The organism is Microlunatus sp. GCM10028923 (assembly GCF_042666975.1).
Classification (GTDB): domain Bacteria; phylum Actinomycetota; class Actinomycetes; order Propionibacteriales; family Propionibacteriaceae; genus Microlunatus.
On the sequence record NZ_JBHTFF010000011.1, the window covers coordinates 67,661 to 80,925 of the forward strand.

Below are 13,265 nucleotides of genomic sequence, written 5' to 3' on the forward strand. Positions count from 1 at the left end.
TCAAGTCGATCGCCCTTGGCTATGCTCACCGGCGTGGTCGACCTGGAGCTGCGCCATCTGCGGACCATGGTGGCCATCGCCGAGGAAGGGACGTTCGGGCGGGCGGCGGACCGGCTCGGCTACACCCAGTCGTCGGTCAGCCAGCAGATCGCCGCGCTGGAGAAGGCCGTCGGGGCCGCCGTCTTCGACCGGCCCGGCGGACCCCGGCCGGTCCGGGTCACGCCGCTCGGCGAGGTGATCCTGGCCCACGGGCGCGAGGTGCTCAGCCGGGCGAGGGCCCTGACGGACGCCGTCGACCGGTTCCGGGCGGGCAACGGCCGGATCGACATCGGCACCTTCCTGGGCGCGACCAGGCTGATCCTGCCGGCGGTCATGAGCCGGCTGCTCGACGAGCACCCCGGCTGCGACATCAGGCTGACCGAGGTCGGGCCGCAGGATCCGCAGCTCGGAGAGCTCGACCTGCTGTTCCACTACGCCCGGATCGAGGGCGACGTCGAGCACGTCGAGCTGCTGCACGAGCCGTACCTGCTGGTGGCCGGCGCCGGTGTCTTTCCGGAGGGGCCGGTCGCGGTGCCGCAACTGGACGGCGCCCGTCTGGTGGCGTGGCCCGAGAACGCCCATCAGCTCTGGCTGGAGCGGGAACTGCTCGCCGCCGGTGCCAGGCCGAAGATCGTGTTCCGTACGGCCGGCCACGACTCCATCGTGTCGATGGTGCGGGCGGGCATCGGCTCGGCCGTGCTGCCCCGGCTCGCCCTGGACGGATCCGAGGCCTGGACGGACGACCGGCTCACCCTGCACCCGCTGCAGCCGTCGCCGATCAGCATCTGGTACCTGTACTGGCCGGTCGGCCGCACCCAGTCGCCGCTCGCGGCCCGGGCCGTCGACCTCGCCGTCGAGTGTGCCGAGGAGCTGGCCCGCCGGATGTGACATCCGTCCCTGTCTCTGCCGCATCGGGCTACGCCCGCGTACGTAGTCGTAAGCCGCTGTCCGGCCGATGTGGCGGGGCCGGCCGGGTGACACGGTGAGGGGAGTCTTTCGAGGGGAGCGACGATGCCGAGTGCATTCGACGGCAGGGTGGCCCTGATCACCGGGGCGAGTCAGGGAATCGGGGCGGCGCTGGCCGAGGCCTTCGCGGCCGCCGGGGCCGCTGTCGTGATCATGGCCCGGCGGCGTGAGCGGCTGGCCGAGGTGGCGGACCGGATCGCCGCCGCCGGAGGGAAGGCGCGGGCGATGGTCGGCGACGTCACCAGCGACGACTCGGCGCGGGCCGCCGTCGCGGCGGCGCTGAGGGAGTTCGACCGCCTCGACGTCGCGGTCAACAACGCGGCCGACGGTCCGCCGCCGCGGTTGCTGGCCGAGCTGACTCCGGCGGACTTCGAACGCTCGATCGGCGTCGACCTGGTCGGGACCTTCCTGGGGATGCGGCACCAGATCCCGGCCATGATCGAATCCGGCGGTGGTGCCGTCGTCAATCTGGCCTCGGTCGCCGCGCTCGGCGGGATCAGTCACTTCAGTGCGTACGTCGCCGCCAAGTCGGGGATCATCGGGATGTCCCGGACGGCGGCGCTCGACTACGCCCCGCAAGGGGTACGGGTGAACGTGGTCGCACCCGGCCCGATCCTCACCGAACACCTCGTGGCGGCCGGGCCGACGGCGCAGCAGGGAGCCGCCGCGGCGGTGCCGATCGGCCGGGTCGGGACGACCGACGACATCGCGGCGGCCGTGCTCTGGCTGTGCTCCGACGCGGCGTCCTACGTCACCGGGGTGACCCTGCCGGTCGACGGCGGCCAGAGCGCGGGGACCCGGCTCGAGCGTCCGTACACTCCCGGCGAGGCGCTCTAGGTCTGCTCGATCGGGGCAGTGTCGTCCTTGATCATCGGTCCCGGCTGGCTTGTTCCACGCGCTGATCGCCGCCTCGTTCAGAATTGACTCTATCGAACTTGTGTTCGATTATGGGGTCATGAGTGTTGCCCGCCTCCCGAACTCCGCGCGGATCCGCGAACTGCAGGATCGGGTGCTGCGGATGCAGGGCAGTGGAGTCTCCCGGGCCCTGCCGGTGGTCGCACCGCTGGAACCGCTGCTGGTGCCCCGGACCGGCGGGGCGTACGCGGTGGACAGCCCGAGCCTGGCGATGATGCTGATGGCGGCACCGTCGCAGGCCGGGGAGTGGGTCGCGGTGGTCGGGGCGGCGGACTTCGGGCTCGCGGCGGCGGCCGGATTCGGCGTCGATCTGACCCGGACCATCGCGGTGCCCGAGCCCGGCGAGCGCTGGCCGGACGTCGTCGCCGGGCTGGCCGAGATCGTCTCGGTGATCATGGTCCGGCCGCCGCGGGTGACCGAGCACCAGGCGGCCCGGCTGCGGACCAGGCTGCGGCAGCGGGACGCGATGTTGATCAGCTGGGGCGACTGGCCGCGCAGCGAGGCCAGGCTGGGGATCGAGTCCTCGGCCTGGGACGGACTGGGCCGGGGCCATGGGCGGATCACCGGCCGCCGGACCGTGGTGACGGTGCGCCGCGCCGGCCGCCCGGTGAGCCGGATCGAGCTCCGGCTGCCTGGCCCGGACCTCCGGATCGACACGGTTCCCGAGGACGCCGACGCACGCATCGCGGAGGCGGTCTGAGGTGGCGCGCGCTCTGGAGCGGGTCATGGTCGTGTGGTGCCCGGACTGGCCGGTGGTCGCCGCCCGGACCGAGGAGGAACTCGCGCCGGACGTGCCGATCGCGGTGATCGCGCGGGGCGAGGTGCACGCCTGCTCGGCGGCGGCCCGGGCCGAGGGGGTACGGGTGGGGCAGCGGCGCCGGGACGCGGTCGGGCGGTGCCCGGAGCTGACCCTGCTGGACCATCAACCCGACCGTGATCTCCGGGTCTTCGGCGCGGTCCTGTCGGCGATGGAGGAGGTCAGCACCGGCGTGATGCCGATCGCCCCGGGCCGGTGTGCGGTCCGGGTGCCGAGCCGCTTCTACGGCGGCGAGGGCGAGGCGGCCGCGGTGATCGCCGAACAACTGGTCCGGTCCGGGGTCTGGGACTGCCGGATCGGCATCGCCGACGGAGTGTTCGCGGCCGAGCAGGCGGCCCGGCTGGCCGATCAGCAGGGACATCGGCTGGTGCCGCCGGGCGGCTCGGCGGCCTTCCTGGCGCCGTTGCCGATCCGGGCGCTCGACGAACCGGAACTGGTCAGCCTGCTGTCCCGGCTGGGGATCAAGACCCTCGGCGCGTTCGCCGGGTTGTCGGCCCGGGACGTGGTGACCCGGTTCGGCAAGCCCGGCGGAAGGTTGCACCGGCTGGCCGCCGGCGCCGACGCCGGCCTGCTGGCCAGCCGCACCCCGCCGCTGGAGTTCACCCGGGTCTGCCGGTTCGAGCCGGGCCTGACCTCGGTCGAGACGATCGGCTTCAGCATCCGGCAGACCGCGGATGCCTTCGTCGCCGAGTTGTCCCGGCACGGCCTGGTCTGCACCACGGTTCGGATCGAGGTCGAGGCCGAGCCGTCCTGGTCCGAGTCGGGGCCGGCCGACGGCTGGGTCGGTATCCGCCGCTGGGCGCATCCGCGCTGGTTCGGTTCGGCCGACCTGATCGACCGGGTCCGCTGGCAGCTGCAGGCCGATCCGGCCCCGGCGCCGGTGATCGAACTCCGGCTGATCCCGGAGGGCATCGAACCGCTCAGCGATCAGGGCGAGGGTCTCTGGGGCAGTGCGCCGGACGAACGGATCGAGCGCGGCATCGCCCGGCTGCAGAGCATGCTCGGCCCCGAAGGAGTCCAGGCGGTCGGTCTGCAGGGCGGCCGCGGTCCCGCCGACCGGCAGTCGGCGACGGCGTGGGGCGAGCAGCCGGTCGGTCGCCGGCCCGCCGAGCTGCCCTGGCCGGGCAGCATCCCGCCGCCAGCCCCGAGCCGGGTGTTCGCCGACCGCCGCCCCGCCATGGTGTACGGCCACGACGGCCGCCCGGTCCGGCTCACCGACCGCGGCCTGATCACCACCGAGCCGACCAGCTTCCGGACCGACTCCGACCGGGCCCGCCGGATCGAGGCCTGGGCCGGGCCCTGGCCGATCGAGGAACAGTGGTGGGACCCGGGCAAGCACCGGAAGCTGGCCCGGTTCCAGGTCGTCGGCACCGACGGCACCGCCTGGTTGTTGATCTTGGAGAACGACGACTGGTATGCGGAGGCCTGTTATGAGTAGCCATGGGCTGGCATAACCCGGACATCCCGTGGTCGGAGCTGGAGCGGCGGCTGTCCGGCCGGCCGGAGCCGCATCCCGGAGCGACTCCGGAGACCGACTCGGCGCCCGGCTGGAAGCTACGGAAGTCGCGCCGGCCGATCCGGGAGATCAGCCGGCCGGTCGGCCCCGTGGTGCCGTACGCGGAGTTGCACTGCCACAGCAATTTCAGCTTCCTGGACGGCGCGTCCGAGCCGGAGGACCTGGTGGCGACGGCGGTCGAGCTCGGGCTGTCGGCGCTGGCGATCACGGACCACGACGGCTTCTACGCCGCGCCGCGGATCGCCGAGGTGGCGGCCGAGTGCGAGCTGCGTACGGTCTACGGCGCGGAACTCTCGCTCGACCTGCCGGAGCAGCAGGCCGGGGTTGCCGATCCCGTCGGCTCGCACCTGGTGATGCTGGCCCGCGGCGTCGACGGGTATCACCGGCTGTCCGCGGCGATGACCGAGGCCCACCTGCGGACCCCGGAGAAGGGCCGGCCGGTGCACCAGCTGGAGCAGTTGGCCGAGTTCGGCCGTGATCACTGGACCGTGCTGACCGGCTGCCGGAAGGGGCTGGTGCGGCGGGCCCTGGTGTCCGGCGGTGAGGCCGCGGCGGCCGCTGAGCTGGACCGGCTGGTCGCCCTGTTCGGTGCCGACAACGTCGCGGTGGAGCTGTTCGACCATGATCAGCCGGACGATTCCTTGATCAACGACCGGCTGGCCGGGCTCGCCGATGATCATGGTCTGCGGGTGGTGGCGACCAACAACGTGCACTACGCGACCTCGGACGACTACCGGCTGGCGACGGCGATGGCGGCGGTCCGGGCCCGGCGCGACCTGGCCGCGATGGACGGCTGGCTGCCGCCGCCGACGGCCTTCCTGCGGTCCGGCGAGGAGATGATCACGAAGTTCCGGCGGCACCCCGAGGCGGTGCGCCAGTCGGTCCGGATCGCCGCCGAGTGCGGCTTCGACCTGAGCCTGGCCAAGCCGCGGCTGCCGAAGCTGGCGATGGTGGAGCCGGGCCACACGCCGACCAGCTGGCTCCGGCGGCTGACCCGGATCGGCGCCGACCAGCTCTACCGGGCCAACCGGGAGGAAGCGGAGGAGCGGCTGCAGCGTGAGCTGGCGGTGATCGAGAGCAAGGGCTTCGAGGGTTACTTCCTGATCGTGCACGACATGGTGAAGTACGCCCGGGACCGGGGGATTCTCTGTCAGGGCAGGGGATCGGCGGCCAACTCGGTGGTCTGCTACGTGCTCGAGATCACCGCCGTCGACCCGATCAAGTTCGGTCTGCCGTTCGAGCGGTTCCTGTCGGCGACCCGGGACGAGGAGCCCGACATCGACGTCGACTTCGACGCCGCCCGGCGGGAGGAGGTGATCCAGGAGGTCTACCACCGCTACGGCCGGCGCAACGCCGCGCAGGTGGCCAACGTGATCAGCTACCGGCCGCGGTCGGCGATCCGGGACGCCGCCAAGGCGCTCGGCTTCTCCACCGGCCAGCAGGACGCCTGGTCCAAGCAGCAGGACAGCTGGGCCGCGATCGGCACGGCCGATGATCATGACATTCCCAAGCCGGTGCTCGAGCTGGCCGAGCAGTTCCTGGGCGGGCCGCGGCACCTCGGCATCCACTCCGGCGGGATGGTGCTGACCGACCGGCCGATCTCGGAGGTCTGCCCGATCGAGCCGGCCCGGATGGAGAACCGCACCGTGCTGCAGTGGGACAAGGACGGCTGCGCGACCATGGGCCTGGTCAAGTTCGACTTCCTCGGCCTCGGCATCCTGAACGCGATCCAGCACACCCTGACCGTGGTCGCCGAGCAGCTCGGCGAGAGCTGGACCCTGGCCAGCCTGCCGAAGGAGGAGGCCGGGGTGTACGACATGCTCTGCCGGGCCGACTCGGTCGGCGTCTTCCAGGTGGAGAGCCGGGCCCAGATCGGCACCCTGCCCCGGCTGCAGCCGCGGAAGTTCTACGACCTGGTGATCGAGGTCGCGCTGATCCGCCCCGGCCCGATCCAGGGCGGCGCCGTGCACCCGTTCATCCGGCGGAAGACGGGCGCCGAGCCGGTGAGCTATCCGCACCCGCTGCTGGAGCCGGTGCTGAAACGGACCCTCGGCGTGCCGCTGTTCCAGGAGCAGCTGATGCAGATCGCGGTGGCGGTCGGCGGCTGTACGGGTGACGACGCCGATCTGCTTCGCCGCGCGATGGGCTCCAGCCGCGGCACCGAGAAGATCGAACGGCTGCGCGACAAGCTGTACGAGGGGATGGCGGACAACGGCATCGAAGGGGCGCTGGCCGACGACATCTACGCCCGGATCCAAGCCTTCGCCAACTTCGGGTTCGCCGAGTCGCACGCGATCAGCTTCGCGCTGCTGGTCTACGCCTCGTCCTGGCTGAAGCTGCACTATCCGGGGGCGTTCCTGATCGGGCTGCTCCGGGCCCAGCCGATGGGCTTCTACTCGGTCCAGTCACTGACCGCCGACGCCCGCCGGCACGGGGTACGGGTGCTCCGGCCCGACATCGTCCGGTCCGGCGTCGACTCCGACCTCGAACCCCTCGAGGTGGGGGAGCGCGAGGTGTCGATCCCTGAGCCTGTCGAAGGGCCGGGCAAGGTGCCTCCGCTCCGCGCGACCGGTGATCCGGGCTGCCTCGACGAGCACCAGCCGCCGGTCGAGAAGTTCGACCCGGACGCGCCGGACCGGACCGCCGAGCACCGCCGGGACGGCGGCTTCGCGGTCCGGCTCGGGTTCACCGACGTGCACGGGATCGGCGAGGAGGTCGCCGAGCGGCTGGTCGCGGCCCGGGCCGAGCGGCCGTACGTCTCGATGAACGACGTCATCCGCCGGGCCGGCCTGTCCACCGCCCAGGCGGAGGTGCTGGCCACCGCGGGCGCCTTCGACAGCTTCGGCCTGAGCCGGCGGCAGGCCCTGTGGAACGCCGGGTACGCCGACAGCGCCGACCAGCTGCCGGGCTCGGCGATCGACGCGGCGCCGCCGACGCTGCCGGGGATGAGCGCGGCCGAGCTCACCCTGGCCGACCTGTGGGCGACCCGGATCTCGCCCGATGATCATCCGCTGGACCATCTCCGGGAGCTGCTGGACGGCCACGACATCCTGCCGGTCGCGGCGCTCGGCGCGACGCACGACCGGCGCCGGGTCCGGGTCGCCGGCCTGGTCACGCACCGGCAGCGGCCGGGCACGGCGAAGGGGGTCACGTTCCTCAATCTCGAGGACGAGACCGGGATGCTCAACGTGGTCTGTTCAGCGTCCCTGTGGTCCAGATATCGGCGGCCGGCGCGGGGCAGCAACAGCCTGGTCGTCCGTGGCGTGATCGAGCACACGTCGGGCGTCACCAACCTGGTCGCGGACCGGATCGAAACGCTCGCCGACGTGCTCGGTGAGCTCGGCACGATGATCCCGGCCCGGCATAGCTCCCGCGATTTCCACTAGGCCGCCGTTCGCCGCGATCAGCCGTTCCTCGGCGGCAGCGGCGGCCGCGTTCAGTTCGGCCGCGGTCTGGTTGCCGAACGCGAACCCGAGCAGGATCAGGTGCTGGATCAGCACCCCGAAGCCGATCCGTTCGAACAGGCCGAAGGCCGGCAGCCCGGTCCCGGTGATCAGGAACATGCCGAAGTGCACCACCAGCGCGGCCAGCACTCCGTACAGGAGCCAGCTGGCGACCGTGCTCAGCCGGGCGGCATAACCGGGCTGCACCACGGCCGGCGCGGAGCGGGCCAGCACCAGCCCGGCCGCCGGCAGCGCCAGCAGGGCCCAGCCGGCGCCGATCCGGTGGATCATCGAGCTGACGGTCGGGCTGACCGCCTCCGGCAGGTCGGTCGGCAGCACGCCGGACACGAACAGGCCCACCGCGAAGCTGATCAACAGACCGACCACCCAGCGCAGCCGGCCGCGCAACTCGGGCCACAGCTTGGCCGCCCGGTGTACCCGGTGCGCCAGGATGACGCCGCAGCCGGCCAGCAGCGAGGCGCTGAACCAGACCATCAGGTAGCCGCCGGGGATCCAGACGTAGTCGCTCACCGGCGCAAACAGGGGATTGATCGTCGCCGCCCCGGTCAGATGGGCGATCACCATGGGCGGGATGGCCAGCAAAGCGCTGACCGTCACCCAGGTCTGGGTCCGCAGCGAGGATTGCGAGAATTTCGACCGCGACTGCTTCGACCGGGCCGAGCGAGAAGCCTTCGACGCGTTCGACATGAGCCTCAGCTACGACCCCTTTCCGGTCCGCCCGGACGTTCAGCCACTGGAGACCTCGGACAGGATATCGCCGTGCGGCGTACGCTCGCCGCTCCCCGTTCCGTATGTCGCGACAACCTGAGGATCGTCACGCTTTCCGGCAGCACATCTGGATCAACTCACGCCGCCTCGGCGCTATTCCGGGCCGCGCCGCTGAGCGCCGGTACGGCTTCCCGGGCGGACACCGAGATCACGGCGGGGCGATCCTGCGCGGCCACCGGACGCAGCGCCACGGCCAGCAGGATCAGATAGCCGATCAGGAACGCGAACCCGATCCGCTCCAGCAGACCGAAGGCCGGCAGCCCGGAGCCGGCCAGGGCCAGTGGCAGGTGGATCGACAGGAAGACGAGCACCGCGCCGAGCAGGCCGGCCGCCAGCCCGACCAGGGAGCGGGCGTGCCCGGCCCGGCACCAGCCGGAGGTACGGGCCACCAGGACCCCGGCCAGCGGCAGCGCCAGGAACGACCAGGCCGCGCCGATCCGGTGGATGACGGCGGATGCCGTGGCGGCCCCGGCGGCGCTCCCCGGCGGGTCGGTCGGGAACAGCCCGACCAGGATCAGGGCGACCGCGAAGCTGATCAACAACCCCGCGGCGGCGAGCGGGCCCCGGGCCCGGACGCTGCCGTACCGCCGGATCAGGTCGGCCGCGATGACCAGACCGCAGCCGGCCAGCAGCAGCGAGCCGAGCAGCACCATCAGGTAGCCGCCGGGTACGAAGACGTAGTGGCTGATCGGCGCGACGACCGGGTTCAGCCCGGTCCCGGTCAGGTGCAGCACCGCCATCGGGACCAGGGAGATCAGCGACAGCGTCGCCACCACCGACGAGGTCGCGGAGGTCGGGCCGGGCCTTGCGGAGCGGGTGATCAGCATGATCAACAGCGTTCCGGAATTCGCCGTCCGGATCGATCAGGCAGCCACCCGAACCGGACGTCGGGTTAACCCCACCTGCGACGTGGTGCGGACCGGATGATCATGGAACAGGTACGGCGATCCGGGCCGGGCTGCGCAGCACCACGGCGAGCAGGATCAGGTAGCCGATCATGAAACCGAAGGCGATCCGCTCGACCAGGCCGAGGGCCGGGATCCCCGCCCCGACGGCAAGGAGCGGCAACTGGACCGAGCCGAAGACCAGCACTCCGCCGAGCAGGGCCACCGCGAGCCGACTCAGCGCGGCGGCGCTGACGGCGCCCAGCAGCCGGGGCGCCCGGGCGAGCACCAGACCGGCCAGCGGCAGGGAGAGGAAGGCCCAGCCGACGGCGACCCGGTGCACCAGCTCGCGGCTGGAGACGACGGTGCTGCCGGCCGGGTCGGTCGGCACCACGCCGACCACGATCAGCGCGACCGCGAAGCTGGCCAGCACGCCGGCGGCGAACTGCTGCTGCCGGCTGTCGGCGTCGCGGAGCAGGTCGACGGCGATCACCGCGCCGCAGCCGGCCAGCAGCCAGGCCCCGAGCAGGACCATCGGGTAGCCGCCGGGCAGGTGGACGTACTGGCTGATCGGCGCGGACAACGGGTCGAGGCTCGTACCGGAGAACTGGCCGGCCAACACCGGCAGCGGCGACAGCATCGCCAGGGCGATCACGACGGCCGGCGGGGCCCAGTGCGAGAGGGCCCGATTCGGCTGTTGTTCCGGTCCGAGAGCGTTCGGCATGCGTCAAGAGTGACTGATGCCGCCGCAGCACGCGATCGGGCAGGCCGCCGGATCCGAGGTCGGGCTGACCCGAGGACCGTGGTCGGACGCGGTACGACCACGGTCGGACCCGGTCCGGCGAGTTCACCCGCTGGGGGGTGGAATAGGCGTTGATCCCGAACAACAATGGGCGCATGCGTGCTTTCCAGTCCCGTCCCCGTCTGCGGTGGATCATCCCGGCGGTTGCAGCCGCGGCCCTGGTGGCCGGCGGCGCGGTCGCCGGTACGGCAGTCGCCGAGCCGTCGCTGCCCGAACGGTCCGCCGAGCAACTCGTCGCCGAGGTCGCCCAGACCCGGCCGACCCAGTTCTCGGGAACGGCGGAGACCCGCGCCGAACTCGGCCTGCCGGCCCTGCCGGGCAGCCGCCGCGGCAGCGACTTCGAGGCGTTGCTGGCCGGCAAGAACACGATCCGGGTCTGGGCCGGCAACGAGGACCAGAGCCGGCTCGCCGTGCAGGGGACGTTCGGCGAATCCGACCTGATCCGCAACGGCTCCGACGTCTGGCTCTGGAACAGCCAGGAGAAGACGGCGGTCCACAGCACGATCTCGGACCGGGGTGAGCGGCCCTCCGACGAGCCGGCGCTCACGCCGCAGCAGCTGGCGGCCGAGGCGATCGCCGCCATCGAGCCGACCACCGAGGTCAGCGTCGCGCGCAACGTGACGGTCGCCGGGCGGGCCGCCTACGAACTCGTCCTGCAGCCCAAGGACGACCGGTCCCTGATCGAGCAGGTCCGGATCGCGGTGGACGGCGAGCGCTTCCTGCCGCTCCGGGTCCAGGTGTACGGGGAGGGCGCGGACCAGCCGTCCGTCGAGGCGGCCTTCACCCAGATCGATTTCTCCGCGCCGGACCCGAGCGTGTTCGACTTCACCCCTCCGCCCGGCACCGACGTCAAGCGTGAGCCGACCGACCGGAACGAGAAGCCGGCCCGCCCGGACCACGACAAGAACGCGAAGCGGGACCGCGGCTCGAAGGACGCCGGGGAGCCGACCGTGATCGGCAAGGGCTGGACCGCGGTGTACCTGGCGGACGGCGGCGACGCCGGAGAGCTCACCGACAACGCGACCCTCGAGGCGCTGCCGCGGGTGTCCGGAGCCTGGGGCAGCGGCCGGCTGTTCAGCTCCCGGCTGGTCTCGGCGGTGATCACGGACGACGGCCGGGTCGCAGCCGGCGCGGTACGGCCGGAAGTGCTCTACGACGCACTCGGCCGATGACCGGCCGGTCCCGGTGACCGATCCGGTCGTCACGTCGGGCCTGACCAAACGCTTCGGCCGGCAGGTGGCCGTCGACGCCATCGATCTGGTGGTGCCGGCCGGCTCGACGTACGGCTTCCTCGGGCCCAACGGTTCCGGCAAGACGACGACGATCCGGATGCTGCTGGACCTGATCCGGCCGTCCGCGGGCAGCCATCAGCTGTTCGGCCAGCCGATGCCGGCGTCGACCCGGACGGTGCTGCCGCGGGTCGGGGCCCTGGTCGAGGGTCCGGCCTTCCATCCGTACCTCTCCGGGCGGGCCAACCTGCACCGGCTCGACTCCGCCGACCGGGCCGCCGATCCGCGGACCAGCGATCGTCGGGTGGACGCCGCCCTGGACCGGGTCGGCCTGCTCAGCGCCGCCCGGAAGAACTTCCGCGCCTACTCGCTCGGCATGCGGCAACGGCTCGCGCTGGCGGCCGCGCTGCTGATGCCGCGCGACCTGCTGGTGCTCGACGAACCGACCAACGGGCTCGACCCGCAGGGGACCCGGGAGGTGCGGCACCTGATCGCCGGGCTGGCCGCCGAAGGCGTCACCGTCCTGGTCTCGTCGCATCTGCTGTCCGAGGTGCAGCAGCTCTGCACGCACGTCGGGGTGATGAACAACGGCCGGCTGATCGCGCAGGGCCTGACCGGTGATCTTGGTTCGGCGGCGGTACGGACGGTCCGGGTCGACACCGACCGGCCGGCCGAGGCGGCCGCGGTGCTGGACCGGCTCGGGCTGCGCCGGGTGAGCACCGAGGCGGCGACCGTACGGGCGGAACTGGACGGTCCGGAGGACGGAGCAGACTCGCCCTCGGTGGCGGTCCGGGAGATCGTCCCGGCACTGGTCGCGGCCGAGGTGCCCGTGCTCGGGTTCGCCGTCGACGTACCGAGCCTCGAGGACGTGTACGTCGAGCTGACCGGGGAGGGTTTCGATGTCAGCGGCTGAGGCGGTCGAGCAGGGGCGGGCCGAGAGTCTCGAGACCGGCGGGCGGCTCGGGTGGCCCGGCCGGCTGCTCGTTTCGGAGCTGCGGCTGATCTTCACCCGCCGGCGCAACATCGCCGGCCTCGGCGTGCTGGCCGCGGTCCCGATCCTGCTCGCCGTGTCGGTCAAGGTCTGGGGCGGCGACGGTGGCGGTCCGGACTTCATCTCCTCGATCACGTCGAGCGGCCTGTTCGTCGCCCTGGCGGCGCTGGCCATCGAACTGCCGCTGTTCCTGCCGCTGGCGGTCGCGACGATCGCCGGGGATTCCATCGCCGGTGAGGCCAACCTCGGCACGCTGCGCTACCTGCTCACCGTACCGGTCGGCCGGACCCGGCTGCTCTTGATCAAATACGCCTCGATCGTGATCTTCGCGCTGGCCGCGACCGTGCTGGTGGCGGGCACCGGTGTGCTGATCGGAGTGATCTTGTTCGGCGCCGGCCCCATGATCACCTTCTCCGGTACGCAGCTCGGCTTCCTGGCCGGACTGGGCCGGCTGGTGGTGATCATCGGCTACCTGGCCGCCGGATTCGCTGCCCTGGGAGCGATCGGCCTGTTCGTCTCGGTGCTCACCGAGCAGCCGATCGCCGCGACCATCGCCACGGTGTTGATCAACGTCGTGATGTTCGTCTGCGACACCATCCCGCAGCTGGACTGGCTGCACCCCTGGCTGCTCACCCACTGGTGGACCGCCTTCGGCGACCTGATCCGAGACCCGATGGCGTTCGACTCGATCGGCCGCGGCTTGCTCACCGCCGCCGGCTACACCCTCGTCTTCTGGCTCGCCGCCTGGGCCCGCTTCACCGGCAAGGACGTCAGCAGCTAACCCAACCGCCGACCGGGCACAAACGCAGGCGTTTTGGCGGCGTGTCGCTGCCGAACTGCCCGGTCGGTGACGCGGGCGAGTGCGGACCCGGCC

Annotated in this window: 11 protein-coding genes and 1 pseudogene; 9 read left to right on the plus strand and 3 right to left on the minus strand. The window is 72.2% G+C overall.

The annotated features are described in order from the left end of the window. Nucleotides 1–33 precede the first annotated feature (33 nt). The 5 genes from ACFQU4_RS24705 to ACFQU4_RS24725 all read left to right on the plus strand — a co-directional run bounded on the left by ACFQU4_RS24705 (nt 34) and on the right by ACFQU4_RS24725 (nt 7,639). Nucleotides 34–927, plus strand: coding sequence for a LysR family transcriptional regulator (locus ACFQU4_RS24705; RefSeq protein WP_377497078.1), 894 nt, complete (start codon nt 34–36; stop codon nt 925–927). Nucleotides 928–1,050: 123 nt separating this feature from the next. Next, entirely contained in the window at nt 1,051–1,842 is a 792-nt protein-coding gene (locus ACFQU4_RS24710) for an SDR family NAD(P)-dependent oxidoreductase (protein WP_377497080.1), read from the plus strand. A 118-nt stretch (nt 1,843–1,960) separates the two neighbouring features. After that, nucleotides 1,961–2,620: a hypothetical protein gene (locus ACFQU4_RS24715; RefSeq protein ID WP_377497082.1), complete on the plus strand. Its 660-nt coding sequence runs from the start codon at nt 1,961–1,963 to the stop codon at nt 2,618–2,620. Nucleotide 2,621: 1 nt separating this feature from the next. Further along, the gene (locus ACFQU4_RS24720) at nt 2,622–4,175 is read left to right on the plus strand and encodes a DNA polymerase Y family protein (RefSeq protein WP_377497084.1); all 1,554 of its coding nucleotides are present in this window, start codon (nt 2,622–2,624) and stop codon (nt 4,173–4,175) included. Between the two features lie 2 nt (nt 4,176–4,177). Next, on the plus strand, nt 4,178–7,639 hold the full coding sequence (locus ACFQU4_RS24725) for an error-prone DNA polymerase (protein ID WP_377497086.1): 3,462 nt from the start codon (nt 4,178–4,180) through the stop codon (nt 7,637–7,639). Between the two features lie 144 nt (nt 7,640–7,783). On the opposite strand, the pseudogene ACFQU4_RS24730 reads toward ACFQU4_RS24725, so the two are convergent. Then, nucleotides 7,784–8,404, minus strand: a pseudogene (locus ACFQU4_RS24730) (DUF998 domain-containing protein); the annotation flags it as partial. Between ACFQU4_RS24730 and ACFQU4_RS24735 the strand changes: the two are divergent. Further along, entirely contained in the window at nt 8,289–8,525 is a 237-nt protein-coding gene (locus ACFQU4_RS24735; protein ID WP_377497465.1) for a hypothetical protein, read from the plus strand. The pseudogene ACFQU4_RS24730 and the gene ACFQU4_RS24735 sit on opposite strands and share 116 nt — an antisense overlap. Nucleotides 8,526–8,562: 37 nt before the next feature. Here the strand turns inward: ACFQU4_RS24735 and ACFQU4_RS24740 are convergent, their stop codons facing one another. Together ACFQU4_RS24740 and ACFQU4_RS24745 are read right to left on the minus strand one after the other, a co-directional pair. After that, nucleotides 8,563–9,312, minus strand: coding sequence for a DUF998 domain-containing protein (locus tag ACFQU4_RS24740; RefSeq protein ID WP_377497088.1), 750 nt, complete (start codon nt 9,310–9,312; stop codon nt 8,563–8,565). A gap of 100 nt (nt 9,313–9,412) precedes the next feature. Then, nucleotides 9,413–10,093, minus strand: coding sequence for a DUF998 domain-containing protein (locus tag ACFQU4_RS24745; RefSeq protein WP_377497090.1), 681 nt, complete (start codon nt 10,091–10,093; stop codon nt 9,413–9,415). Nucleotides 10,094–10,266: 173 nt separating this feature from the next. On the opposite strand from ACFQU4_RS24745, the gene ACFQU4_RS24750 reads away from it, so the two are divergent. From ACFQU4_RS24750 to ACFQU4_RS24760, 3 genes are read left to right on the plus strand one after another with little or no spacing between them, the layout of a single operon-like run. Beyond that, complete coding sequence (locus tag ACFQU4_RS24750; protein WP_377497092.1) at nt 10,267–11,343, plus strand: outer membrane lipoprotein carrier protein LolA; 1,077 nt, start codon at nt 10,267–10,269, stop codon at nt 11,341–11,343. Nucleotides 11,344–11,356: 13 nt separating this feature from the next. Beyond that, a complete protein-coding gene (locus tag ACFQU4_RS24755) occupies nt 11,357–12,313 on the plus strand; it encodes an ATP-binding cassette domain-containing protein (RefSeq protein WP_377497095.1) in 957 nt (318 codons plus the stop codon). Next, complete coding sequence (locus tag ACFQU4_RS24760) at nt 12,300–13,172, plus strand: ABC transporter permease (RefSeq protein ID WP_377497097.1); 873 nt, start codon at nt 12,300–12,302, stop codon at nt 13,170–13,172. The genes ACFQU4_RS24755 and ACFQU4_RS24760 overlap by 14 nt, the downstream gene beginning before the upstream one ends. Nucleotides 13,173–13,265: the final 93 nt, after the last annotated feature.